The 23,178-nt window shown below is 68.4% G+C and carries 30 protein-coding genes and 3 tRNA genes; 10 read left to right on the forward strand and 23 right to left on the reverse strand.

Features of this window, described 5'->3' with window-relative positions:
- Positions 1-24 precede the first annotated feature (24 nt).
- Positions 25-627 (forward strand): hypothetical protein, encoded by a 603-nt coding sequence (locus TRAD_RS02015; protein ID WP_013176916.1) that lies wholly within the window; start codon positions 25-27, stop codon positions 625-627.
- 2 nt (positions 628-629) lie between these two features.
- Here the strand turns inward: TRAD_RS02015 and TRAD_RS02020 are convergent, their stop codons facing one another.
- Positions 630-1,352: an RNA-binding S4 domain-containing protein gene (locus tag TRAD_RS02020; protein WP_013176917.1), complete on the reverse strand. Its 723-nt coding sequence runs from the start codon at positions 1,350-1,352 to the stop codon at positions 630-632.
- Positions 1,353-1,363: 11 nt separating this feature from the next.
- Positions 1,364-1,993 carry a CBS domain-containing protein gene (locus TRAD_RS02025; RefSeq protein ID WP_013176918.1) on the reverse strand — a complete coding sequence of 210 codons (630 nt, stop codon included), beginning with the start codon at positions 1,991-1,993 and terminating at the stop codon, positions 1,364-1,366.
- A 273-nt stretch (positions 1,994-2,266) separates the two neighbouring features.
- Here TRAD_RS02025 and dxr point away from each other — a divergent pair, with 273 nt between their 5' ends.
- Both dxr and TRAD_RS02035 read left to right on the forward strand, forming a co-directional pair.
- On the forward strand, positions 2,267-3,424 hold the full coding sequence (dxr, locus tag TRAD_RS02030) for a 1-deoxy-D-xylulose-5-phosphate reductoisomerase (protein WP_148221162.1): 1,158 nt from the start codon (positions 2,267-2,269) through the stop codon (positions 3,422-3,424).
- An 84-nt stretch (positions 3,425-3,508) separates the two neighbouring features.
- A complete protein-coding gene (locus TRAD_RS02035) occupies positions 3,509-4,666 on the forward strand; it encodes a CBS domain-containing protein (protein ID WP_013176920.1) in 1,158 nt (385 codons plus the stop codon).
- Here TRAD_RS02035 and speE read toward each other — a convergent pair.
- Together speE and speD are read right to left on the reverse strand one after the other, a co-directional pair.
- Positions 4,644-5,519 carry a polyamine aminopropyltransferase gene (speE, locus tag TRAD_RS02040; protein ID WP_013176921.1) on the reverse strand — a complete coding sequence of 292 codons (876 nt, stop codon included), beginning with the start codon at positions 5,517-5,519 and terminating at the stop codon, positions 4,644-4,646. The genes TRAD_RS02035 and speE overlap by 23 nt on opposite strands.
- A gap of 3 nt (positions 5,520-5,522) precedes the next feature.
- On the reverse strand, positions 5,523-5,918 hold the full coding sequence (gene speD / locus TRAD_RS02045; protein ID WP_013176922.1) for an adenosylmethionine decarboxylase: 396 nt from the start codon (positions 5,916-5,918) through the stop codon (positions 5,523-5,525).
- 331 nt (positions 5,919-6,249) lie between these two features.
- Here speD and TRAD_RS02050 point away from each other — a divergent pair, with 331 nt between their 5' ends.
- The 4 genes from TRAD_RS02050 to TRAD_RS02065 are packed head-to-tail and all read left to right on the forward strand — an operon-like array spanning position 6,250 to position 9,177.
- On the forward strand, positions 6,250-7,344 hold the full coding sequence (locus tag TRAD_RS02050) for a M50 family metallopeptidase (protein WP_013176923.1): 1,095 nt from the start codon (positions 6,250-6,252) through the stop codon (positions 7,342-7,344).
- A 58-nt stretch (positions 7,345-7,402) separates the two neighbouring features.
- Positions 7,403-8,047: a glycosyltransferase family 2 protein gene (locus TRAD_RS02055; protein ID WP_148221163.1), complete on the forward strand. Its 645-nt coding sequence runs from the start codon at positions 7,403-7,405 to the stop codon at positions 8,045-8,047.
- 8 nt (positions 8,048-8,055) lie between these two features.
- Positions 8,056-8,688, forward strand: a complete 633-nt coding sequence (locus TRAD_RS02060) for an MBL fold metallo-hydrolase (protein WP_013176925.1) — start codon at positions 8,056-8,058, stop codon at positions 8,686-8,688.
- A 9-nt stretch (positions 8,689-8,697) separates the two neighbouring features.
- Positions 8,698-9,177: a metallophosphoesterase family protein gene (locus tag TRAD_RS02065; RefSeq protein WP_013176926.1), complete on the forward strand. Its 480-nt coding sequence runs from the start codon at positions 8,698-8,700 to the stop codon at positions 9,175-9,177.
- On the opposite strand, the gene TRAD_RS02070 is transcribed toward TRAD_RS02065, so the two are convergent.
- The 11 genes from TRAD_RS02070 to TRAD_RS02120 form a co-directional block, all read right to left on the reverse strand.
- Complete coding sequence (locus TRAD_RS02070; RefSeq protein WP_013176927.1) at positions 9,174-10,787, reverse strand: amidohydrolase; 1,614 nt, start codon at positions 10,785-10,787, stop codon at positions 9,174-9,176. The two genes, TRAD_RS02065 and TRAD_RS02070, sit on opposite strands and share 4 nt — an antisense overlap.
- 78 nt (positions 10,788-10,865) lie before the next feature.
- Complete coding sequence (locus TRAD_RS02075) at positions 10,866-11,447, reverse strand: Rieske 2Fe-2S domain-containing protein (protein WP_013176928.1); 582 nt, start codon at positions 11,445-11,447, stop codon at positions 10,866-10,868.
- Between the two features lie 9 nt (positions 11,448-11,456).
- The gene (locus TRAD_RS16685) at positions 11,457-12,908 is read right to left on the reverse strand and encodes a tetratricopeptide repeat protein (protein ID WP_013176929.1); all 1,452 of its coding nucleotides are present in this window, start codon (positions 12,906-12,908) and stop codon (positions 11,457-11,459) included.
- Positions 12,905-13,363 carry a cytochrome c-type biogenesis protein gene (locus TRAD_RS02085; RefSeq protein ID WP_013176930.1) on the reverse strand — a complete coding sequence of 153 codons (459 nt, stop codon included), beginning with the start codon at positions 13,361-13,363 and terminating at the stop codon, positions 12,905-12,907. Before TRAD_RS02085 ends, TRAD_RS16685 begins: the two co-directional genes overlap by 4 nt.
- 11 nt (positions 13,364-13,374) lie before the next feature.
- Complete coding sequence (locus TRAD_RS02090) at positions 13,375-13,950, reverse strand: TlpA family protein disulfide reductase (RefSeq protein WP_013176931.1); 576 nt, start codon at positions 13,948-13,950, stop codon at positions 13,375-13,377.
- On the reverse strand, positions 13,947-15,980 hold the full coding sequence (locus TRAD_RS02095) for a heme lyase CcmF/NrfE family subunit (protein WP_013176932.1): 2,034 nt from the start codon (positions 15,978-15,980) through the stop codon (positions 13,947-13,949). Before TRAD_RS02095 ends, TRAD_RS02090 begins: the two co-directional genes overlap by 4 nt.
- An 8-nt stretch (positions 15,981-15,988) precedes the next feature.
- Positions 15,989-16,381, reverse strand: a complete 393-nt coding sequence (locus TRAD_RS02100; protein ID WP_041947096.1) for a cytochrome c maturation protein CcmE — start codon at positions 16,379-16,381, stop codon at positions 15,989-15,991.
- Between the two features lie 147 nt (positions 16,382-16,528).
- Positions 16,529-17,287: a cytochrome c biogenesis protein CcsA gene (gene ccsA / locus TRAD_RS02105; RefSeq protein WP_013176935.1), complete on the reverse strand. Its 759-nt coding sequence runs from the start codon at positions 17,285-17,287 to the stop codon at positions 16,529-16,531.
- Between the two features lie 15 nt (positions 17,288-17,302).
- Entirely contained in the window at positions 17,303-18,034 is a 732-nt protein-coding gene (locus tag TRAD_RS02110) for a heme exporter protein CcmB (protein ID WP_013176936.1), read from the reverse strand.
- Positions 18,027-18,719: a heme ABC exporter ATP-binding protein CcmA gene (gene ccmA / locus TRAD_RS02115; protein WP_013176937.1), complete on the reverse strand. Its 693-nt coding sequence runs from the start codon at positions 18,717-18,719 to the stop codon at positions 18,027-18,029. Before ccmA ends, TRAD_RS02110 begins: the two co-directional genes overlap by 8 nt.
- Positions 18,716-19,423 (reverse strand): cytochrome c biogenesis CcdA family protein, encoded by a 708-nt coding sequence (locus TRAD_RS02120; RefSeq protein WP_013176938.1) that lies wholly within the window; start codon positions 19,421-19,423, stop codon positions 18,716-18,718. Before TRAD_RS02120 ends, ccmA begins: the two co-directional genes overlap by 4 nt.
- Positions 19,424-19,631: 208 nt before the next feature.
- Between TRAD_RS02120 and TRAD_RS02125 the strand changes: the two genes are divergently transcribed.
- The 3 genes from TRAD_RS02125 (at position 19,632) to TRAD_RS02135 (ending at position 19,917) form a co-directional block, all read left to right on the forward strand.
- A tRNA-Lys gene (locus TRAD_RS02125) sits at positions 19,632-19,707 on the forward strand.
- A 4-nt stretch (positions 19,708-19,711) separates the two neighbouring features.
- Positions 19,712-19,786: transfer RNA gene (locus TRAD_RS02130), tRNA-Glu, on the forward strand.
- Between the two features lie 55 nt (positions 19,787-19,841).
- Positions 19,842-19,917: transfer RNA gene (locus TRAD_RS02135), tRNA-Val, on the forward strand.
- A 398-nt stretch (positions 19,918-20,315) separates the two neighbouring features.
- On the opposite strand, the gene TRAD_RS15905 is transcribed toward TRAD_RS02135, so the two are convergent.
- The 8 genes from TRAD_RS15905 to TRAD_RS16765 all read right to left on the reverse strand — a co-directional run bounded on the left by TRAD_RS15905 (position 20,316) and on the right by TRAD_RS16765 (position 22,976).
- Positions 20,316-20,708, reverse strand: coding sequence for a site-specific integrase (locus TRAD_RS15905; protein ID WP_185095188.1), 393 nt, complete (start codon positions 20,706-20,708; stop codon positions 20,316-20,318).
- Positions 20,709-20,869: 161 nt separating this feature from the next.
- Positions 20,870-21,034 (reverse strand): flagellar biosynthesis anti-sigma factor FlgM, encoded by a 165-nt coding sequence (locus tag TRAD_RS15910; protein ID WP_148221166.1) that lies wholly within the window; start codon positions 21,032-21,034, stop codon positions 20,870-20,872.
- Complete coding sequence (locus TRAD_RS16690) at positions 21,035-21,163, reverse strand: hypothetical protein (protein WP_013176939.1); 129 nt, start codon at positions 21,161-21,163, stop codon at positions 21,035-21,037.
- 3 nt (positions 21,164-21,166) lie between these two features.
- Positions 21,167-21,475, reverse strand: coding sequence for a type II toxin-antitoxin system RelE family toxin (locus TRAD_RS02140; protein WP_013176940.1), 309 nt, complete (start codon positions 21,473-21,475; stop codon positions 21,167-21,169).
- Positions 21,476-21,829: a helix-turn-helix domain-containing protein gene (locus TRAD_RS14975; RefSeq protein WP_083770715.1), complete on the reverse strand. Its 354-nt coding sequence runs from the start codon at positions 21,827-21,829 to the stop codon at positions 21,476-21,478. It lies immediately after the preceding gene.
- A 143-nt stretch (positions 21,830-21,972) separates the two neighbouring features.
- A complete protein-coding gene (locus TRAD_RS16695) occupies positions 21,973-22,101 on the reverse strand; it encodes a hypothetical protein (protein WP_281054492.1) in 129 nt (42 codons plus the stop codon).
- A gap of 409 nt (positions 22,102-22,510) precedes the next feature.
- Positions 22,511-22,705, reverse strand: coding sequence for a type II toxin-antitoxin system HicA family toxin (locus TRAD_RS02155; protein WP_013176943.1), 195 nt, complete (start codon positions 22,703-22,705; stop codon positions 22,511-22,513).
- A gap of 28 nt (positions 22,706-22,733) precedes the next feature.
- Positions 22,734-22,976, reverse strand: a complete 243-nt coding sequence (locus TRAD_RS16765; protein WP_013176944.1) for a DUF1902 domain-containing protein — start codon at positions 22,974-22,976, stop codon at positions 22,734-22,736.
- Between the last annotated feature and the right edge of the window lie 202 nt (positions 22,977-23,178).

Below are 23,178 nucleotides of genomic sequence, written 5' to 3' on the forward strand. Positions count from 1 at the left end.
CAAACCGTTTGGAGGAGATGAGCGATGCAAGCCCCCAGACGTCCTTGGCGGCAGCCGCCGTTACTCCCCTTGCTGTTCCTGACAGCGTGCGCGGGCGTTGCGGGGGAGGTGAGCGACCGGCTCAGCGTGCTCGCGACGCAGAGCTGCGTCGGCACCGCCCGCGCCACTGAACGCGTCGCGCCCGGGGTGACGCTGCACTACGACAACGCGTTTTTCTGCAGCGACGCGCCGGTGCGCGAGCGCTACACCTTTACCGTGCGGGTCACCAACCCTGCCTCGAGCACGGTGAGCGCGACCCTCCAGGGCCTCGAGCTGCGGCTGAGCACCCCCCGCCCCCGCGGCAGGGGCCCCGAGGTGACCGGCGCGGCCAGCGGCCTCCCGCTGACGCTGGCGCCGGGGGAGAGCGGGAGCTTTGTGGTGAGCGGTCTCTACGAGCTCGTCCGCACGGACGAAGGGGGAAAAGCCAACGCGCACTTTCACGTGCGCGGGGGGGCTGGAAACCCCTTTCACCTCGGTCTCAACGCGCACTTTCGTGGGGCGAGCGGGCGCGAAGCGGCGCCGCCCGCGGGCCGGCCCGGCGGCCCCCCGCGGCGCCCAGGTCCACCTCCTAGGCCGGGGCCGGGGTAGCGCTACGCCCGTTCGACCTCGAGCAGCACCTTGAGGTTGCCCCGTTTTGTCTCGCCCTGAACCTGCACCACCGTAAAGCGGCCCAACCCCGAGGCGTTGACCTCGTCGCCCGGTTCGGCGCTGCTCGCTTTGCTCGCCGCTCTGCCGTTGACGCTCACCTGGCCACCGGCGACGCCCTTGCTAAAGTACGACCGCGAGACCCGAAAGGCCTTTGCGCCGAGGACGTCGACGCGCAGCGAGGGGACGATGACCTGCACCGCCTTGCGCCCCCCGCGCTCGAGGCGCCCCAGGGGGACCTCCTGCGGCGTCACGGGGCGACCGGCGACGTCGCGCAGGGCGAGCGCGGCCTCCTTGGCGCTTTTGAGGAGCACGACGCTCAAGCCGTCTTGGTGCGGCACGGTGTCGCCGACGCTGCTGCGAGGCACCCCGGCGGCGGCGAGCGCCGCTAGGAGCTCCCCCTCGCTCGGGACGCCGGCGACGTAGAGGGCGGCGAGCGGCGCGTCGGCGCTCGGGATGTGCTCAGGAAAAGCGGTGACGACCCGGCGCCGCGCCCCCGTCACGCCCCCCGAGAGCGCCACGCCGACGCCCGCCGCGCGGAGCTCGCGGGCGAGCGCTGCCGCTTCGTCGGGTTCCAAAAAGCCGGTGTGCGCGACGCGCCCCCCCGCGGCGGCGGCCCTAAGGCGCGCGGAGGTGTCGCTGAGCGTTTCGCCCGGGTGCGGCGGCACGGCCTCGGGCGCTAGCGGACGTCGGTGACCTCGAGGCCACCCGCCCTAAGCCGCTCCGGAAAGCTCTCGGCGCCCTCGCCCGTCACCCGCAGCACGAGCTCGCGTTTGTGGCCCGCCTGCACCCCGGCGGTAACGACCGCGATGATATTAGACGGCGCGGCGGCGCTCGCGGCGCGGGCCAAGACGCCCGGTTCGTCGGGCAAGGAGACCGTCACGCGCGTCCCCCCCTCTTTGAGGCCGAGCATGGCGACGATGGCGCGGAGCATGTCGGTGATGGTGAAGATCCCCTGGAGCGTACCGCCGGAGACGACCGGCAACCCGGAGATCTTGTGTTCTTCCATGAGGAGCGCGGCGTTTTCGACCGGCTCCTCCGGCGCCACGGTGATGACCGGCGTCACCATCACGTCGTGCACGGTGAGTTTGCTGAGCAGGTAGTTGAGCTCGTAGACCGACAGGGTGGTCGCCTTCGACGGCGTCGCCTCTTTGAGGTCGCGGTCGGTGACGATACCGACGAGCTTGTCGCCGTCGACGACGGGGAGGCGGCGGTAGCCCCCTTTGCGCAGCAGCTGCATCGCCTCCATCACGGGCGTTTTGCTGCTGACGGTCTGCGGGGTGGCGGTCATCCATTCGGACACGAACATGCGGTCACCTTGTCGCGGATACGCCGTAAGGGGTGCTTGGGGTATCCGCCCCTTTCCGTGAGATCAGTCCCCGTGGCCGCGGCCCTAGCGCGCGCAGCTGGGCTCGAGGGGGCTATGCAAGCGGATTATACCGAGACGCCCCCTGCCGGGGCGGCGTGTACTGGTGCGTACCGGGTCGGTGCGTACGGGGTCGGTGCGTGCTGGGCGGCGCGCGCGTGGCTGCGAGCAGGGGGGCGTTTGGCACCGGCGCGGCGCAAAGGTCACAATGGGCGCATGACGCCCCCATACGACGCTCCCACGCCGGACGCCCCCCCCAAACGCCTGTCGGTCCTCGGTTCGACCGGCTCCATCGGCACCCAAGCGCTGCAGGTGGCGCGTTGGCGGGGTTACGAGGTGGTCGCCCTGGCGGCGGGGCGCAACGCGGCGCGGCTCATCGAGCAGGTCCGCACCTTTCGCCCGCAGCTCGTCTCGTGCGACGCGGCCGTGGCCGACGAGGTGCGCGCGGCGCTGCCCGCCGGTACGCAGCTCGCGGTGGGGGAGCCGGCGGCGGTGGCGGCGCACCCGGCCGACGTGGTGGTCGCCGCCATCCCCGGTTACGCGGGGCTCGAGCCGACGCTAGCGGCGCTGCGCGAGGGGCGGCACGTGGCGCTCGCCAACAAGGAGGCGATGGTGGTCGCCGGGCCGCTCGTGTGGGAGACCGCGCGAGCGCACGGCGCGCGCCTGACGCCCGTGGACTCGGAGCTCTCGGCGCTCTTTCAGTGTCTGCAGGGCGAGCCCAGGGAGGCGGTGGCGGCGCTTGTCCTGACCGCCTCCGGGGGGCCCTTTCGCCTGGCGCCCGAGGACCTATCCGGGGTGAGCCCCGCCGCGGCGCTCAAGCACCCGACCTGGAACATGGGCCACAAGGTGACCATCGACTCGGCGACGCTCTTTAACAAGGGGCTCGAGGTCTTGGAGTCGCACTTCTTCTTCGACTGGCCGCTTGAGCGCATCGAGGTCGTGATTCACCCGCAGTCGCTCGTGCACTCGCTCGTGCGCTTTAAAGACGGCAACCTCAAAGCGCAGATCGGCTCGCACGACATGCGGCTGCCCATCCAGGTGGCGCTCGAAGCCCCCGACCGCCCCCCGACGCCGCTCGCGCCGCTCCCTCTCGTGGGCGTCTGGGAGTTTTACGAACCCGACACGGCGCGCTTCCCGAGCCTGGCGCTCGCCTACGAGGCGGGGCGGCGGGGCGGTACGGCGCCGGCTGCGCTCAACGCTGCCGATGAGGTGGCCGTGGAGGCGTTTTTGGCGGGGCGGATCGGTTTTATGGATATCCCCAGGGCGCTCGAGCACGCCCTGACGCAGGTGCCGCACGCGGCGCTCTCCTGGGAGGCGATCCCCGAAGCCGACCGCGAGGCCCGCCGCGCCGTGCGTGCGCTTTTCCGCCTGTAGCTCCCTCCGCGCGCCCGCCGCCGCTGGGGGTGAACGTGGCGGGGGCGTCTTGTCCAGGGGGCTGCGCTCCCCCTACGATAGAGCATGTTTCGCAACGCCTACACCCTCCCCTTTCGGCTGCTCGGTATCCCCGTGCGCCTCGACCTCTCGTTCCTGCTCATCCTGCTGCTGTTTACCTGGATGATCGGCCTGCAGGTCGGGGTCTTTACGCGGCTCTTTAACGCCCTGCTCGGCCTCACCATCGACCTCCGGCCCCTCGTGCGTGGGGGGACGCCCTTTCTGCTCGGCTTTCTGTCGACCCTGGGGCTTTTCGTCGGGGTCGCGCTCCACGAGCTCGGGCACGCGGTCGTCGCGCGGCGCTTCGGTGTGCAGGTCAAAGACATCACGCTGATGTTCCTGGGCGGCGTGGTGCAGTTTGACGAGATGCCGCGTCAGCGCGGGGCGGAGGCTCTGGTGGCCATCGCCGGCCCCATCACGAGTCTCCTCATCGCCGGGGTGTGTTGGTTCGTGCTGCAGGCGGTGCCCACGGGGTTCGACGCGACGCTGTTCGTCCTCGCGTTTTTAACCTTTCAAAACGTGGTCTTGGCGCTCTTTAACCTCCTGCCCGCCCTGCCGCTCGACGGCGGGCGGGTGCTGCGCTCGCTGTTGGCGCTCCGCCTGCCCTACTTGCAAGCGACCGAGATCTCGGCCGCGATAAGCCGCATTATCGCGCTTTTGCTCGGCTTTTACGGCGTGCTCAACCTCAACTTGCTGCTCGTCATCCTGGCGTTTTTTATCTACACCGCGGTGCGCGGCGAGACGCAGTACGCCCAGACGAGCGAGCTGCTCGCGGGGTTGCAGGTGCGCGACCTGATGACGCGCGAGGTGATCTCGGTCGAACCCGACTGGCCGGTCTCGCAGCTTATGCAGCTGATGCTGATCCGCAAGCACCTGGGTTACCCCGTGCTCGAGGACGGCCGCCTGGTCGGCTTCGTCAAGCTCCAGCACGTGCGCGACTTAGACGAGGGGACGACCGTGCGCGACATCATGGCGCGCGAGGTGAGCACCATCGCCCCCGAGGCGAGCGCGGTCGAGGCGTTTCGGCGCATTAGCGAACGCGACCTGGGGCGCCTCGTGGTGGTCGACGCGCGCGGCGAGATGGTGGGGATCTTGAGCAAAACCGACCTCATCCGCACACTGCAGGTGCGCCTCGTCGGGAGCGAGGTGCGGCCCTCGCCCTCTAGCTCTCCAGGAGGTGCGTGACAAACGCGGGGAGGGCGAAGGCCGCGCGGTGCACCGCCGGGGTGTAGTAGCGCAGCTCGTGCGCAAAGGGGGGCGCCGCCGCGGGCTCCTCGAGCGTCATGGGCGTCTTCGCCCCGACCGTAAACGACCACAGCCCTAAGGGGTAGGTCGGGATGCACGCCAAGTAGGTGCGGGCGCAGGGCAGAAGCGCCTCGAACAGCCTTCGCACCTCGCGGACGACGTGCGCCTGCGTGGGGTCGAAGGGCGACTCGGACTGCACCACCAGGAGCCCGCGGTGATGAAGCGCGGCGACGCAGTCGGTGTAGAAGTCGCGGGTGAAGAGCCCCTCGGCGATCCCGATGGGGTCGGTGGAGTCGACGATGATGAGGTCGTACGTCTCGGGCGGGGCGTCGCGCACGAAGGCGACGCCGTCGGCGAGGTGCAGCTTGAGGCGCGGGTCGGCGAAGCTCGAGCTAAGGTGCGGAAAAAACCGCTTGGCGGCCTCGACGACGAGCCCGTCGATCTCGACGAGGTCGAGGGTCTCGACGCTACCGTGGCGCAGCACCTCGCGCGCCGTCCCGCCGTCGCCGCCGCCGATGATCAAGACCCGTTTGGCGTCGCCGCGCGCCGCGAGCGCGGGGTGGGCGATCATCTCGTGGTAGACGAACTCGTCGTGCTCGGTGAGCATCACCACCCCGTCGAGGGTGAGGAGGCGGCCGAAGGCGTCGGTCTGCAGCACCGCGACCTCCTGGTAGGGGCTGCGCTCCTGAAAAAGGACCCGCTCGACCCCGAAAGAGAGGCCAGTGCGGCCGATCCAGACCTCCTGGTGCGAGAGGCCGTGGCGCGCGGCGGCGCTGGCGGTTTCGGCGGCCACGTTCTAAACACCCACGGCGTCTTTGACGACGACCTTGTGCAGCTTTTTTTGTGGAAACAGGCCGCGCTTGAGCTCGGTGCTCGAGATGTTGTTAGCCCCCAGTTCGGCCTCGAGGTGGTGCATGATCGCCCACGGGTCGATCGTCTCGCCGCAGGTAAAGATGTCCACAGCCGCGTAACCGTACTCCGGCCAGGTGTGCACCGTCACGTGCGACTCGGCGATCACCACCACGCCGGAGACGCCGTGCGGGCTAAAGGTGTGAAAGGTGTCCGAAACGATCGTCGCGCCGCTTTTGCGGGTCCCCTCGAGGAGCACCTGGCGCAGATGCTCCGTATCGTTAAGGACCCTCTCCTTGCAGCCGTAGAATTCAACCAAGATCTGTCTACCCAACGCGTGCATCTCACCGCCCCTCCTCGAGCTGGCTTAAGGAGCCCTCGCGGCGCCAAAGGCGCGGCCCTAAGCGCGGTTGCTAGGCTCCCGGGGGGGTTCTCGAGCGGACACGTCGACCGAGCCGCTCCAAAGCCCCCGTCAGAACCTTCATTAAAGCGTACCCCCGGGGGGGTGTCAACGCTCGCGGAGACGCGCGCCCCTCACGCCGCACGGCTCGGTCCGCGCTGGCGGGTGCAGCAGCCTACACCGCCGCCGCCGAGGGCCTGCCATACTGGGGTATGGCTTTTTCGTGGTCGGTTGTGGGGGGGCTCGCCTGCTGGGTCGCGAGGGGGGGGCGCCGGTGCTAACCGCCGTCGTCTTCTTGCTGGTGTTGACCGTTTCGGTCGTGGTGCACGAGCTCGCTCACTACCTCAACGCCCGCATGGTCGGCGTGCCGGTGCGCGCCTTTAGCGTCGGGATGGGACCCGTTTTGCTGCGCAAGCGCTGGCGCGGTACCGAGTGGCGCCTGTCGCTGCTGCCTTTGGGGGGGTACGTCGACCTCAAAGGGCTCGCCCCCGAGCAGGCCGAGGACGGCACCCTGCGCTACCCCGACGAGGGGTTTATGCAGAAGAGTTTTCTGCAAAAGACGTGGGTGCTGGTGGGTGGGGTGATCGCCAACTTTATCCTCGCGGTGCTGCTGCTCGCGACCGTGATGACCGTTGAACCCAACACGGCGGTGCGCAGCCTCATCACGGGGGAGGTGCCGAGCGAGTCGGGGACGGTGTTTCAGGAGGTCCTCCCGGGCACCCCCGCCGAAGCGTTGGGGATCGAGCCCGGCGACCGCGTGCTGTCGTTTAACGGCGTCGCCGACCCGAGCCGCAGCGAGGTGCAGCGGCTGACGCGCACGGCGACCTCGTTGGAGATCGTCCTGGAGCGCGGCGGTGAGCGCCTGACGGTGCGCAGCGACTGGCCCCCGCCGGACGCCGGCGACCCGCCGCGGCTCGGGGTGACGCTGGCCCCCGTCGAGATCAGCCCGCTCCCCCCCCTGTCGTTCCCCGAAGCGGCCTGGCGGAGCGCGAGCTTTTTCGTCCGCATCGTCCCGGAGTCGGTGGCTGGGTTTGCGCGCGGTTTCGGGCAGACCTTCGCGGGGCAGCGCAGCGCGGAGATCGTCGGCCCGGTCGGCATCGTCGGTATCGCGGGGGAGGCGGCGCGGGGCGGCCTAGTGGCGGTGCTCACCTTTGCCGGGTTGATCAACTTCTCCCTGGCGCTCTTTAACGCCCTACCGATCCCCGGTCTCGACGGGGGGCGTATCCTCCTGGCGGCGGTCGTGGCGCTCCGCGGCAAACCGTTTAAACCGGGGCAAGAGGAGTTCGTCAACTTTTTGGGGCTGGCGTTTTTGGTGCTCTTCGTCGTGCTCATCTCGTTTGGCGAGGTCGGTGACCTCTTTCGGCGCTAACCGCAGGGCTGAGCGTCTATCTGACGCGCTGGCGACCGAAAGCGGGTAAGCTTGGCAGGTGCAGAGCTGCGCGGTGCTCATCCCGGCGTTTAACGAGGCGGCGAACGTGCCGAGCGTGGTGCGGGTCGCCCTCGAGGCCGCTCTTGGTCCCGTGTTGGTCGTCGATGATGGTTCGGGGGACGCGACGGCGCTCGCCGCCGAACGCGCCGGCGCGACGGTGCTGCGCCTGCCGCGCAACGAGGGAAAGGGGGGGGCGCTCTTCGCGGGCGCGCGGGCGCTCTCGAGCGACGTCGTGGTGCTCGTCGACGCCGACCTCTTGGGGCTAAGACCCGAGCACCTGCGCGACCTCGCGCTCCCCGTGCTGCGCGGCGAGGTCGAGATGACGCGCGGCGTCTTCGCCGGCGGCCGCTGGCGCACCACCGCGGCGCAGCGCCTGACGCCGCAGCTTAACGGGCAGCGCGCGCTCAAGCGGGAGCTGCTGCTCTCGGTCCCGGGGCTTAAAAGCAGCCGCTACGGCGTCGAGATCGCCATTACCGAGCACGCCAAGCGCAGCGGTTGGCGCGTTCGGGACGTGCCGCTCGCCGGGGTGTCGCAGGTGATGAAGGAGGAGAAGCGCGGCTTCTGGCAGGGCGTCGCCATGCGCCTCAAGATGTACGCCGAGATCCTCTGGGAGCTCGTGCGCAGCGCCCTGCGCGCGCCGTAGACTGGCGTATGCTCTCACTCTCCGGCTTCTGCGTCGGCCCTCTGCAGGAGAACACCTACCTGCTCGCCGACACCGAGACGCTCGAGGCGGTCCTCGTCGACCCCGGCGACGAGGCGGAGCGCCTCTTAGCGGCCCTCGCGGGTTTTAAGCTCACCGCGATCTGGCTTACCCACGCCCACTTCGACCACGTGGGCGCGCTCGCTGCGGTGCACGAAGCGCACCCCGTACCCGTCTACCTGCATCCGGCCGACCGGCCGCTGTTGGCGCAGGCGGCCGCGAGCGCCGCGCTCTTCGGCCTCCCGCTGCGCCAACCCGAGCTGCCGACGCTCCCCTTGGCGCACGCTCAGCAGCTCCAGGTGGGCGCTTACCGCGCGCGCTGCCTCCACACCCCCGGTCACGCGCCGGGGCACGTGGCGTTTTACCTCGCCGAGGCGGGGGTGCTGCTCGCCGGCGACGCCCTGTTTCGGGGGTCGATCGGGCGCACCGACCTGCCCGGGGGGGATCTGGAGACGCTCCTTAGGAGCCTCCGCGACGAGGTCCTCACGCTCCCCGACGAGACCCGCGTGCTGCCGGGGCACGGGCCCGAGACGACCGTGGGATCAGAGCGGCGCCGCAACCCGTTTCTGCAGGGGTTGGCGTGAGCGCGGGCCGTGACGGCGCGCGCTGAGGTCCAGAGCCACACGGTCGGCCTCATCGCCGACACGCACGGCCTGCTGCGCCCCGAAGCGCTCGAGGCGCTGCGCGGGGTTTCGCTCATCGTGCACGCGGGCGACATCGGGGACAGGGGCATCTTGGAGGTGCTCGGGAGGCTCGCACCCGTGTGCGCCGTGCGCGGCAACACCGACCGCGAGGCGTGGGCGCTGCGGCTGCCGCGCTACGAGCTCGTGAATGTAGGCGCACTGACGCTCTACGTCCACCACGGCCACGAGCCGCTCGACCTCGAGCCGCGCGCGGCAGGGTGCGGGGTCGTGGTGAGCGGCCACACCCACGTGCCCAAGATCGAGACCCGCGACGGCGTGCTCTACGTCAACCCGGGCAGCGCCGGGCCGAAGCGCTTTGACCTGCCGGTGACGGTGGCGCGGCTGTGGGTGCGGGGGCAGGAGGCCGAGGCGAAGCTCCTCCCCCTCTAGCCCCGGTGGACGACCTCGCCGCCGCACACCGTGAGCGCCGCCGTGAGCGTGCTCAAGCGTTCGGCGGGCAGGGCGAACACGTCCGCACTCAGCAGGGCGAGGTCGGCGAGCATCCCCGCCTTGAGCTGCCCCTTGTCGCGCTCCCCAAACTCGGCGAAGGCGGCGCCCTTGGTGTAGGCCTCGAGCGTCGCCTCGAGGGTCTGCGCCTGCGCGGGGAGCCCCTCGGCCCACGGTTGCCGGTTGACGGCCGCGTCAAACCCCAGAAAGGGGTTCATGCTCACCACCGGCCAGTCGCTGCCGAAACACAGGTGCGCGCCCGCTGCGCGCAGCGTCTCCCAGGGAAAAGCGTCGGCGTAGCGCGCAGCGGGGATACAGGCGAGCCACGAGGGGAGGTAATCGCGTTCGGGGCGGGTGCAGTGAAAGGGCTGCATGCTGGCCGTGACGCCGAGCTCGGCGAAGCGGGGGACGTCGTCTGGGTGCAAAAGCTCGATGTGCTCGATGCGGTGACGGGTGTCGCGCGGCCCGTTGGCGCGCCGCGCCGCCGCAAAGGCGTCGAGCGCGCGCCGCACCGCCGCGTCGCCGACGGCGTGAACGGCGACCTGCAACCCCGCGCGTTCGGCGCGCACGGCGATCTCGCGGGCGTGCTCGGCGCTAAAGATGGCCTCGCCGCACCCCGCTGCGCCCGCGTACGGCTCGGTCAAAAAGGCCGTGTAGGACTCGACGACCCCGTCCATGAAGAGCTTAAGCGCCCCCGCGCGGAGCTTGGCGCTGCGGTACGCGCGCATCGCGACCGCCTCGCCCTCGATAGCGCTTAGGGGGGTGTGCGGGTACATCCGGAAGGGCACGTATAGGCGCAGGCTCAGCTCGCCCGCCTCGTCGAGCGCCCGGTAGTGGGCGAACTCGTCGAGGTCGCCATTCATGTTGTGCACGCTGGTGATGCCGTAGGCGTTGGCGAGGCGCATCCCGCGCCGCAAAAGGTCGCGCACCTCCGCTGGGCTCGGTTCGGGCAGAAGCCGATAGACGAGCTCCATGGCCTCGAACTCGCGCAGCTCGCCCGTGGCGAGGCCGTCGTCGCCGAGGACCACCTCAGCGTTCGAGGGCACCTCGGCGCCGTGCAAGATGCCCGCCGCCCTGAGCGCCGCGGTGTTGCACCAAGCGGTGTGGAAGTCGAAGCAGGTGAGCACCATCGGGCGGTGCGGCTCGAGCGCGTCGAGGTGCTGCCTGGTGAGCCGCTCCCCCGGCAGCACGTCGTACGCGAGCCCCTGGGCGCGCAGCCACGGGCTCTCGGGGTGCGCCGCGGCGTAGCCGCGGATGGCCTCGCCGAGCGCCTCGAGGCCGCGCACGCCCCCCAACTGCAGGTCGTCGAGCCGCAGCGAGCCCCACAGCAGGTGAAAGTGGCTGTCGATGAGGCCGGGGAGCAGCGTGCGCCCCTCGCCGTCGATTATCTCAGTCGCTGGGCCGCGTAGCGGCGCCGCCTCCCGCTCGCTGCCGACGTAGAGGATGCGCTCGCCCTTGACGGCGACCGTGTCGGCGCGGGGGTTGCTCTTGTCGAGGGTCCAGGCGCGGGCGTTCGTGATGATGAGGTCGGCAGCGGCGTCTAGGGGGGGCATAGCGTCCGTTGTAGCACGTCCGGGCGCGCGCCGGTGCGCCTTCGGAGCCGTAGGGGGGAGGCGGCTCGGGTCTAGGGGTCAGGCGGGCGCCTCGAGCCCGACCGCGAAGAGCTCGTCCCCTTGGGGTGAGAGCTGCACGCGCGGCAAGGGGTCGCGCGCGGGCCCGCTCACGGCGCGCCCCGCTTGCAGCGGGGCGAAGACGCTGAGGTGGCACGGGCAGGTCAGCACGGGTTGGTCGGTGCGGTGGTTGAAGGCGACCGCGACCGCCTCGAGGTTGCGGTTGAGTGACACCGGGCACCCGAGGTGCGTGCAGAGGCGGCTAAAGGCGGCGAGGTGCACCCCTGAGACGCTCAAACCGCCGGGGACCGGTTCGGGGAGGCGCAGCGCGAGGGCGGCGGTGCCCGCGAAGGTGAACTCGAGCGCGCTCCACACCTCGGGAAAGTCGGCGACGCTGCCGATGCGTTCGGGGGGGTGCGGGGTAAAGGTCGGTGCGTCGTCGGGCGTGACCTTGCTGAAGTGCACGCGGTACGCCTCCCACACCCCCCACCCCGTGGCGCCGACGGCGGCGAGCACCGGCAGGCGCCAGAGCCAGGTGATGAGGCGTCGGCGCGTGGCGTCGGGGGCGTCTGGCGTGGGGGTGGTCTGTGGGGTCTCGGTCATGGTGGTGCTTTAGGGGGTGGTGTAGGTCGTCCCGGGTGCGGCGGTCGTCTCGGCGGGGGCGACGGGCGCCGTCTCGGCGCCGCGCTCGGGGGTGCCAGCGTCCTCCGTGGGGTGGGCCAGGGTGTCGTCGGGGACGGCCGAGGAGGCGGCGGGGGCGGCTGGCGCAGCGGCTGCCCCCGCGCCCGCGGCTTCGGCGAAGAGCTCCGCGGGGAGGTCCTGGAGCTCCTCCTGCGTGGGCGGCAGGGCGTCCTCTGCGGCGCGCTCGCGGGCCGTGGCGATGAGCTCGGCGACCCGTTCGTCCCCCGCAGCGGCGCGCGCGTAAACCTCCCAGGCGTCGGCGGCCGCCGCGTAGTCACCCGCCGCGAAGCGCGCGCTCCCCAGGTAGAGGCGCGTCGCGTGGTCTTGCGGGTCGAGCGCGAGCGCGCGCTCCAAAACGGCGGCCGCGTCGTCGAAGCGCCCCCCCAACGAGAGCTGCTGCCCGACGCGCGAGAGCGCCGTGGCGTGGTGCGGATCGGCCTCGGTGAGCAGCCGGAAGTAGACGTCGACCGCGCGGTCGCGCTCGCCGCTCTCCCAGTGCGCGTCGGCCAGCGCGGCGAGGTTTTCGGCGCTCGGGTCGGCTTCGGCCGCCGCCAACAGGGCGGCGAAGGTGCGCGCGAGCTGGAGCCGCGCCGCGACCTCCGCGTCACCCGCGCCCCCGGGCGCTTCGAGGTAGGCCTCCCAAGCCTCGATAGCGGCCTCCATGTTGCGGCTCGCGTAGTGCACCTCCCCCAGGATGTAGAGCGTCTCGAGGTCTTCGGGGTCGGCGTTGCGGGCGAGCTCGAGGTACTGCACCGCCTCGGCGAGGTTGACCTGGAGCCGCAAAAAGCCGAGCCGCTGCAGCGCGACCGCGGGCGGTGGGGAGACCTCCTGGGTGATGCGGACGTAGAGCGCCTCGGCGGCGTCGCCGTTGTCGGCGCGCCAGTAGCCGTCGGCCAGGGCGAGGAGGTTGGCCGCGCTGGGGTCGCGCGCGGCGGCGCGCTCGAGCCGCTGCAGCTCGCGACCCGTGATCGCGGGCGGGCCGCCGTCGACGCTGCGGACCTCGGGGGGCAGGTTGTTCGTCACGAAGGTAGCGCCGACGAGCACCCCCGCGAGCAGCGTCAGCGCCACGGCGGCGAGGCCCCGCGGGGGCGCCGCTGGGGGCTCAGGGGGCGCCTCGCGCTGGCGTTCGTCGAGCGCGCGCAGCACCTTGGCCGCTTTGGCTTCGTAGCGCCCGCGCAGCGCCGCGCGGCGCGCCTCGGGCAGGTCGGTGCGCGCGTCGAGCTCGCGGATCGCGCGCAGGAGCGCGTCGCGCTCCTCCTCGAGGTCTTGCGTCACGGGGTCGCGCAGGTCGGGCAAAGGGTCGCTCTGGCGCGGGAAGAGGAGCGGGATAGCGAGGTAGGCGAACAGTAGCGCCGCTAGGAGAAGGACGAAAAGCAGGTTCACGGGGCTCCTTCGGGGGCGTGCTCGGGGCCAGCGGTGAGTTCGCGCTGCACGCGCTCAAGCCCTTCGGCGTCGACCTCGATGGGGGCGGCGGCGGCGCGCGTCCAACGCCGCACGAGGAGCGCCAACAGGGTCACGCCGGCGAGCACGGCGAGGATCGGCAACACCCAAACGACGAGGTGGATGCCGCGGCGGGGGGGCTCGAGCAGGATCCAGTCGCCGTAGCGCGCCGTAAAGTAGGCCAAGATCTCCTCGCGGCTGTGGCCTTCGGCGAGGAGCTCGCGGATGATGCCGCGGAATTCGACGCTGGTGGTGGCGTTCGAGTCGGCGGCCGACTCCGCGCGGCAGACCGGACAGCGCAGCTCGCGGGCGATGGCAAAGACTTCCTGCTCGAGCTCGACGTGCTGGGCAAAAGCCGCGCCGAGAAGGCTAAGGATTAGTAGCAGGGTGCGTCGCATGTCTCGTGTGCTCACTCGAGCAGCGCCCGAATCTGCGCGTCGAGGGTTTCGCGGCTGATCTCACCGGCGTGGCGGTAGCTCAGCGTCCCGTCGGCGCGGATGAAAAAGGTCTCGGGGAGCCCGAAAAGCCCGTAGTCGATGTTGATGCGGTTGTCCGCGTCGAGCCCGTTGGGGTAGGAGATGCTGAACTCGTCGAGCAGCTCCTGAGCGCCCCGTTGGCTCCGCTCTTGGGTGTTGACGCCGACGAACAGCACCTCGTCACCGTACTCTTGCCAGCTCGCCTCCAAGATGGGCATCTCGACGCGGCAGGGGCCGCACCACGACGCCCAGAAGTTGAGCACGATGGGGGTGCCGCGGTAGTCGGCGAGGTCGAAGGTGGGGCCGTAGGGGTCGGTGTAACGCGCAAAGAGCGGCATGGTAAACGCCGGCGCCGGCGATTCGATCAGCGCCGAGGGGATGTCGTCGCGGCGGGTCGGGTCGCGAAAGAGCCCGAAGGTCAGCAGCGCCGCGAGCGCGGCGACGCCGAGCAGCACCCACGCTAGGCGCCTCGCCCCCCCCGCGGGGCGCTCCTTGGCGGGGGCGCTCATACGCGCGCCCCCGGAACCGTCTCGGGCACCCCCTCGGCCGCGGCCGCGGTGACGCGCCGCTTCTGGCGGCGGGGGGCGGGGAGCAGGGTGTAGGCGGTGCCGAACGCGAGGATGGCGGTGCCGATCCAGATCCAGGCGATCAGCGGGCTCTGCACGGCGCGCAGCACGATAAAGTCCTGGTCCGGCCGGACGGGGCCGGCGACGTTGAGGTAGACGTCGTGCCAGGCGGTGTAGAGCACGTCGGGGGTGGGGACGGGTTGGGTGTCGCCGCCGCCGAAGACGTTGACCCGCGGGCGCAAGGTGGCGACGAAGCGCCCGTCGCGCCACACCTCGACGACCGCGCCGGCGCTGATGCGCCCCGGCGTCTGCTCCATAAAGCGGTCGATGGCGCGCAGCTCATACCCCTGGAAGGGGACGCTCTCACCGAGCGTGACGCGCAGCTGCTGGTCGACGCGGTACCCCCCCGAGCCGGCGATGCCGAGCGCGATCACCACCACCCCGAAGTGCACGATCATCGAACCGAAGCGGCGGCGGCTCTCGGTCGCGTACTGCACAAAGACCCGCAGCGGCCCCTGGCTGCTCAGCCGCAGCCGCGGGACCAGTGCGCCGCTTAAGAGCAGCCCGAGCGACACGAGGTTGTACGCGCAGAGCGCGACCGTCATCAGCGGGTAGAACTTGCGCACGCCGAAGAGGTAGGCGAGCGCCCCCGCGACGAGCGCCCCGCCGAGCATCCAGGCGAGGTTGCGCCTTAACGACTGCTCCTCGGCTTTACGCCAGGGCAGCAGCGGCCCGATGCCCATGAGCGCCAGGATACCGAGCCACAAGGGGAACGAGACCTGGTTGAAAAAGGGCGCCCCGACGGTGACCTTTTCACCCGTCACGGCCTCGACGAGAAGCGGGAAGAGCGTTCCCAAAAGCACCGCGAAGGTCATCGCCAAAAAGAGGACGTTGCCGAGCAGAAACGACCCCTCGCGGCTGACCACCGAGTCGAGGTCGGCGCGGTCGCGCACCTGGTCCCAGCGCAGGGCGAGCAGGCCAAAGGAGACTGCCGAGACGAGGAGGAAAAAGCCGAGAAAGTAGGGCCCCACGGGACCGTCGCCGAAGGCGTGGACGGAGGAGATCACCCCCGCGCGGATAATAAAGGTTCCGAGGATGGTGAGCGCAAAGGTCAGGATGATAAGGAGCAGGTTCCACGCTTTCAACATGCGGCGGCGCTCTTGGACCTGCACGCTGTGGATAAAGGCGGTCGCGGTGAGCCAAGGCAAGATAGAGACGTTTTCGACGGGGTCCCAAGCCCAGTAGCCCCCCCAGCCGAGCACCTCGTAGCTCCACCAACCGCCCGCGACCTTACCGAGCCCCAGAAAACCCCAACCGACGAGCGTCCAGGTGCGGGTCTGGGTCATCCACTCGCTGCCGGGGCGTTTGGTGATCAGAGCGGACATGGCGTAGGCGAAGGGGACGGTGAGCCCGACGTAGCCCAGGTAGATGAGAATCGGGTGCACCGCCATCATCCAGTGGTTTTGCAAGAGCGGGTTGGGGCCGGGGCCCTCGAGCGGGGGGGTGGCGAGCGCGATAAAGGGGTTGGCGACGAGCCCGTTGACGCTGATGAAAAAGACGTTGACGGCGTTCATCACCACGAGCGCCCAGGGGCGCAGGGCGTCGTTGGGGGCGACGAGCGCCAACAGCGCCGTGTAGCCGGCGGCGAACCACGCCCAGAGGAGGATCGAGCCCTCGAGCGCGGCCCACATGGTAGCGACCTTGACCCACGTCGGCGAGGTCGAGATGGAGTGCTCGGCGACGTACTTGACGCTAAAGTCGTCGGTCAACAGGGCCGTTTGCATCACCACGACGGCCGCGGTCATGGCGAAAAAGATGCCGACGGCGGCGTAGCGCGCCGAGGTCTGCAGCCGCGCGTCGTGCCGCGCCGCGCCGAGAGCGCCCACGAGCACCGCGTAGAGCGCGAGCCCGAGGGCGAGCAGCACGCTCCCGCTGCCTAGATACGCCAAACTAAGCTGTGTAGGGTCGAACATCTTCCCCCTTAACGCAACGCTTCTTTGAGCTCGTCGAGGTCGATCTCTTCGCCCTCGGCCGGTTCGTACACCTCGGTGTGTTTGACGAGCACCTCGTCGCCCATAAAGGTGCCGTCTTCAAAGCTACCGACGACGACGACGCCGGTGTTTTCCCGCAGCAGCTCGGGGGGGGCGCCGCCGTAGCGCACGGGAAAGCTCTGCACGCTGTCGGTGATGTCGAAAGCGAGTTGCAGCGCGTCGCTGTCAAACGTCAGGGTGCCCTTTTCGACGAGCCCGCCCAGACGGATGCGGCCGCTATAGCTCTCCGGCGCGCTCGCGTACTCGCTCGGCAGGATAAAGTACACCAAGCTGTTTGCCAGCGCCTGGTACAAAAAGGTCCCCGCAACGCCCAAAAGCGCCACCCCGGCGACGCTGTAGATCAGTCGTTTGATAGCCGCTCCTCCAATCGCTTCAGGCGCCAGCGTACGAAAAGCCCATAACCGCCGTAGGTCACGAGGACTTGAGCCCAGGCCAGCGTGACCCAGTGCCAGTGCCCCCAGGTGGTGACGTCAAACATGGATAACCTCCTGCGGCGCGCTCTGCAGCGTCTTTTCGCGTTCGGTCTCGAGCTGCGCCTCTAGGCGCCCGACGCGGGCGCGCTCCACCATGAAAAAGAGGTAGATAAGGGCCGCTGCCGCGACGTTGACGAGGAGCGCCTGGAGCATCGAACCGTCCATCGTCACGCCGCCGCCATCTAAACGGATGCTCTTGGCGGGGTGCAGGGTGCGAAACCAGTTGGCCGCGAAATAGTTAAAGGGCAAGCTCGCCGCCGCGATGATGCTGACCACCGCGCTGACGCGGCCGCGCCGGTCGGGGTCCTCGAGCATACCGCGGACGATGAAATAGCCGACCAAAAGGGCGAACAGGAGCGCCGTGAGGGTCAGCTTGGCGTCCCAGGTCCACCAGGTGTTCAGCGTCGGGCGGCTGTAGGTCATCCCACCGACTAGCGTCAGGGCCGCAAAGACGAGCGCCAACTCGGCGTTGGCGAGCGCCCAGACGTCGAAGCTGCGGCGGCCGCTCCAGAGAAAGAGGGAACCGAAAAGCGCCGTTAAAAAGACCGCCAAAAAGCAGATCCAGGCGACCGAGACGTGGGCGTACATCACCCGGATGAGGTCGCCTTGGTTGATGTCGGCGGGGGAGGTGACGAGCGCCAGGTAGAGGCCGACGCCAAAGAGCGCCAGCGCGGCGAGCCCGAGGAGGTTAAGCCACTTGGGGCGCGGCGGCACGCGGGGGGCGCGTCGAGGCGTGGAAGCGACGGGTCGGGTCATACAGCTCCTCCTGCTTTACTCTTCAACGACGAAGGGGAAGATGGCACTACACACGACGAGATAGGCGAGGTTAAAACCCGCCAACAATTGTATCCAGCTGAGCGACGCGCTCGGGTCGCCCGCGAGCATCACCGACGCGCTCGAGCGCACCGCACCGACGATCACGGGGGCGATGACCGGAAAGATCAAAACAGGCAGCAGCGACTCGCGCGCGCGCAAGTTGGCGGTCAGCGCCGCGTAAAAGGTGGCGATGAGCGCGAAGCCAAAGGTGCCTAGCGCGACGGTGAGCAGCAGCCAAGGGAGGTGACGGGTGAGCGAGGCGTCAAACACGGCGGCGCTGACCGGCAAGAGCAGGGCGCCCAGGAGGGCTAAAAAGAGCCAGTTGGCGAGCAGCTTGCCGAGAAAGAGCGTCGCCCGCGGGACGGGGTAGAGCAGGAGGTGCTCAAAGGCCCCCTCCTCGAGCTCACTCGCGTAGCTCTGCGCCGCCGAGATCACGCCGGCAAACGCCAGCGCCACCCAGAACGCCCCGGCGGCAGCCTCGCGCAGCGTCCGGTCATCGGGTCCCAGAGCGAGCGCCAGGATACCGAGCACGAGCCCCGAAAAAAACAGCGTGGCGACCGTGACCTCTTTGCTGCGCAGCTCGAGCAGCAGGTCCTTGCGCGCCACCGCCCAGACGGCGACGGCGTCGCCCCAAGGGGTGCTCCCCGAAGCGGGGCGCGACGCCACTTTTGTGCGGGCCTTAACCATGCGCCGCTCCCCGGGTCTTTGCCGCGTCACCCGTAAAGACCACGCTCAGGGCGCCATCCCGCAGCTCGAGCACGCTGTCGGCCAGGGGCGCGCTCCGCTCCAGGTCGTGTGAGGCCATCAGGACGGTTTTGCCCTGCGCTTTGGCCTCGAGCACGAGGCCGTCGACGAGCCCCTTGCCCGCTTCGTCGAGGGCCGCATAAGGCTCATCCAAAAGCCACAAGTCGGCCTCTGAGAGCAGCAGCCGCGCGAGCCCGAGGCGCTTTTTCATCCCGCTCGAAAAGCTGCGCACCAGCTTGTGCTGCGCCCCGCCGAGGCCGACGCGCTCCAAAAGCGCTGCGAGCTCCCCCGGGGCGGGCGCTCGGTTGTAGAGCTGCGCGGCGAGCGCGAGGTTCTCTAGCGGCGTCAACCCCCCGTAGGAGCCGCCGAAGACGCTCAGGTAGGCCACGCGCTCGCGCACCGCGTGCCCCTGTTTGACGAGGTCGAAGCCGAAGACCCGCCCGCTCCCCAAGCTCGGCCGCAGCCGCGTCGAGAGCACGCGCAAGAGCGTCGTCTTACCCGCGCCGTTGCCCCCCTTTAAGACCACGGTGCGCCCCGGCGCGACCTGCAAATTGACGCCCCGCAGCACGAACGACGCGCCGTAGCGCCGTCCGAGGTTGGTGAGCGCAACCGCGGGCACCGTGCTCACAGGCGGCTCCAGAGCCAATCCGGCGTGAACTGCACGAGGTAGCTGTTGAGCACCGTATAAGACCCCGTGAGCATGAGCACCCCAGCGGCGACGAGAATCGCCCCCGAGGTGCGCTCGACCCACGGCAGGTAGCGGCGAAAGCGGAGCGAAAAGCGGCTAAAGGACTCGAGCATCAAGGCGGCGAGCACAAAGGGCACCGCGAGCCCGAGCGCGTAGAACGCGAGCAGCGTCACCCCTAACCCGAGCGTCCCCGAGGCGCCGGCGACGGTCAGCGCGGCTCCCAACACGGGACCGATGCAGGGCGTCCACCCCGCCGCAAACGCCATGCCCAGCAGCACCGCGCCGACGGGCGTACGCGTCTCGCCCTGAAAGCGCAGGCGCACGTCGCGCTGCAGCCACGGCAGGCGCAAGCCGAGCATAAAGAGCCCAAACCCCAAGATGAGTAACCCCCCCAAGCGCGACAGTTCGTAGCGGTAGGCGCTGAGAAGGCTCCCTAGAGCGCTCGCCGAGGCTCCTAAGGCGACGAAGATGAGCGAAAACCCCAAGACGAAAAGGAGGCTCCGGCTGAGGATCGCCCAGCGGGCACCGCTTCGCGCGTGGCTGCCGCCCACGTAGGCGAGATACGACGGTACGAGCGGCAGCACGCAGGGTGACAGAAACGACAGCACCCCAGCGACGAACGCCAGCGGCAAAGTTGGGGTCATGGGCGGCACTCCAAACTCACTAGAGCACTTATTGTACACCCCCCTACCGGGCCCCCGCGCACGGACATTTGTCCTCAAGCCGCCCGCGCCCCGCGGACCCGTGAGGCGCTCTACGAACCCCGCATGAACGCGCGGTCGCGAGCCGCCCCCCAGCGGCGTTGCCGGGAGGCTTGACAGGTTCGGCTGCGGTCCATATACTAGCGGAGTTGGGTCGTTAGCTCAGCTGGTAGAGCAGCTGACTTTTAATCAGCGGGTCGTAGGTTCGAGCCCTACACGACCCACCACCGAGGCCCCTTCGACTAGCGGTTAGGTCACCACCCTTTCAAGGTGGCGGCACGGGTTCGAATCCCGTAGGGGTCACCACTGAAAGCCACGCAACTGGTATCATCAGTGAAAGCTGGTGATACCAGTTACCCTTGGGCGATTAGCTCAGCTGGAAGAGCGCTTCCCTTACAAGGAAGATGTCGGCGGTTCGAGCCCGTCATCGCCCACCAAACCGACGTACTAGACGCAAAAAGAAGCCCCGGCAAACTGCCGGGGCCGTTCTGTTGAGGAAGATTTGCACCTTATGTGCACCTACGGGGTTTCAGTTCGCCGTACTCGGGTCGCTCTTAGGCAAGAAGTCGAGTAGGCTCACGGCGGCGTTCACCCGCCGCTCTTCAAACAGGTGGGTGTAAACGTCTAAGGTAAACGAGGCGCGGCTATGGCCCAGGCGGTCGGCTAGCATGGGGCCTACGCCGCTCTTGATCGCGCCATAGATGCGTGAAGGTGGCGCAGATCGTGGAGCCTTACTTGGGGCACTCCGGCGGCTCTCATGAGTTGGATACGCAAGCGCGTCAGGTTGTCGGGGTTCAGCGGCGTACCCGTTTCAGAGACGAAAACAAGCCCGTTGTCAGGCCACGAAGATAGACGCTCGGCGTCTTGGCGTTGACGGTGTCGTAGCAGCACCTCGAGCACATCGGGCGAGAGAGACGCGCCGTGTGCCCTTGGCCGTTTTGGGAGTGCTCAGCACGAGCTTGCCTTTTGCCTTCACGAGCGTCTGCTTAACGTGCAGCACGTTCCCTGTGATGTCATCCCAGCGCAGCCCTAGCAGCTCGCCGCGGCGTAGCCCCGTCGCCATGCCCAAGTAGAAGAGGGCGTAGAGACGATGCGAGCGGGCTGTGTCGAGAAAGCGTGCGGCGTCTTGGGGCGTCCACAGCGACAGCTCACGGCGTGTCTCTTGGTAGGCGCTCACCGCTTCGATAGGGTTACGCGGTACGAGTTGCCATTTCACGGCTTGCTTCATGGCGCTGAAGAGTACCCGGCGCGCTTTGTTCGCGGCGGCCACACCTCGCCACACCTCGGTTGTCTGCAATTTCGTTGAGGGCGGTCTGGGCTTATAGGGGCGTTAGCTTGTCGAGTCGGACGCGCCCGATGTGAGGGTACAAGCAGCGCGTTCCGTCATCATTACGCCATGTGGGTAGAGGGCTTGATGTGCCGCTCCTTCTCCGCTAGCCACTGCTCTAGGTACCCCCTCACCGTGAGCTTCGTGTCCGAGTAGGTGCCGTTCGCTAGGCGCTGCTTCAGCTCAGCGACCTTGGCGAGCGCTTCGGCTTGCGTCTTGCCGCTCACTCACCGAAAGCGCTGCTTCCCGGCTTCGTCGTAACCCACCGTCACCTTGCCGCGCCAGGTGCCGTTAGGCAGTTCGAACACAGAGCCTTCGCCCTTGCCGCGTTTCGTGTTGCGCTTACGCTTTGGCATCGTCTACCCCTTTCGTAACCGCTTGCTCGCCACTCGGTACACGTCGCGCTTATCGCCTTCCTTACGAATGCCGATGACGACCACCGTCACCACGCCCTCGAGCATCCCGACTTGGTAGACGATCCGGTAGCGCTGCCCCGCGGCCCGGACGCTCCGGTAGTCTCTGAGATCGTCAGCGAGCGCCTTACCGCGTTTGTCCGGGTCGGTCGTCAGTTCGTCGATCTTGCGTTCTATCGCCTCATAGGTGCGGGTGTCGCTGATACCGTCCAGGTCGGCTTGCGCGTCGGCTGTGAGGATGATGCTGAAGCGCACCTAGAGCCCACGCTTTGCACGCTGCTCTGCTTTGACTTGCTCCCAGGGGATGAGTTTCACCTCGCCGCGCTCGAAGCGCCCTATGCGCTCCCGGAGGTCATCGGGTACGCCGTCCGAAAACTCGTGCTCTTCCACCTCGCGCTCTAAGACATCGGTGACATTCACGCGCTGCCCGGTGAGCTTGTCGAGGGTATCGAGCACCGTTTGCAAGGTGTCTAAGCTCACGCGCTGCGCTTCGCCTCGAGCCAGCGGATAGATCGTGTTCACGCTGAGCCCCGACGCTTTAGCGAGTTGGTAGGCGGTTAGGCCATGCCGGTTTAGGTATTCCTTCAACGTCCATCTCATAGCACACATAATAGCATATAACTTGTTAGCCTATTGCGTGTTTAGCAGGTATATGCTACTATAAGGGCAGTTAGGGGCTCAGCCCTGAGAAGCGTCCCCTAACTAGAACGGAGTTCCACATACAATCTACCACCTCCAGACAAGCCCAGCTCCTAGGCGCCACCGTCAAAGGCCTCGGCGTCGTCACCGCCGTCTCTGCCCACCCCGGCAACGTCTACGCCCTCATCACGGACGCTGACGGGTACGAGCACCACCGCTTCGTGCCCTGCCTGAAGCGCCATGAAGTCGTCTTCACGGCCCCTCAGCCCTTCAAGCGCACCACGCGTCGCGTCGGGTACGGGGTGTGGGACGAGGTGCTCGAGCTGACGGACGTGGACGCGGTGCTTCGGCACCGCACGGTTAGCGCCACTAGGCGCCGGGCTAGTGCCCGTGACCGCACGGTTAGCGCCACTAGGCGCCGGGCTAGTGCCCGTGACCGCGTGTGGGGGCGGCGGCGTGATCGCCTACCGCGCCGCCCTACGCCAATGGTGGGCGTGCCACCGCGCAGCAAAAGCAACTCTGAAGCGTGCGCGTAGGCTTCTGGCTAGGCTCGAGGCGCTGGAAAGCTAGCCCTTTCTCCACGCTTGGGCTATAAACCGCCCCCGGCTCGTCACCGGGGGTTTCTCTCTGCCTATACCTGCCTATACCGCTTCAGAACGCTTTAGGCAAACCGGCCTGTTTCAGCACACCGTTAGCGGTATGGTGTGATTTGATCTTGCTGTCTACCGGAAAGTAGTGCTTGCTCAGCGGGCTGTACCACACCTCGTGGTCGCCTTTGCCCTGCCGGTGGAAGCTGCACCCCGCCTCTTTGAGTAAGCGCTTGAGCTGTGGCGCGTAGTCCGCCACTACAGCGCGTGTAAGAGTACTAGGCCCACTAGGGCCGGGCTGGTGCCCGTACTAGGGTGCGCTCAGCCTTCAGGTTGACCGTGGGGGCGCCCAGAAGCTCAGGCGCGTTCAGCTCCAAGAGTTCGGGGATAAGGTGCTCGAGCTTGGCAGCTAGCTGCTCCACGGTTTCGGCTTCAGTCACAAGGCCGGGTACATGGTCGCTCTCTGCCACCCATACGCCCGCCTCTTCATCCCAGAAAGCGTGTACCTCTATCGCCCGATCCGCAACCATCTTCGCTTGCCCCCTTTTGCTCTATATGGCCTTGTTTCGCCCCGTTCTTTTGAGTCTAGCACATTTTGTTGAGGTGCCGGTAACAAGCTGGGGGCTTTTTCGTCGGGCGAGCCCTCGCACGCGGGGAGAGCCCCGACAAGCTGCACCATTTGTCACGACCGGCTTGTTATAAAACGGGCTAAGCCCGAGCCTTGAAAGGCTT

Origin of the sequence: Truepera radiovictrix DSM 17093, assembly GCF_000092425.1 — a bacterium.
Lineage (GTDB): Bacteria > Deinococcota > Deinococci > Deinococcales > Trueperaceae > Truepera > Truepera radiovictrix.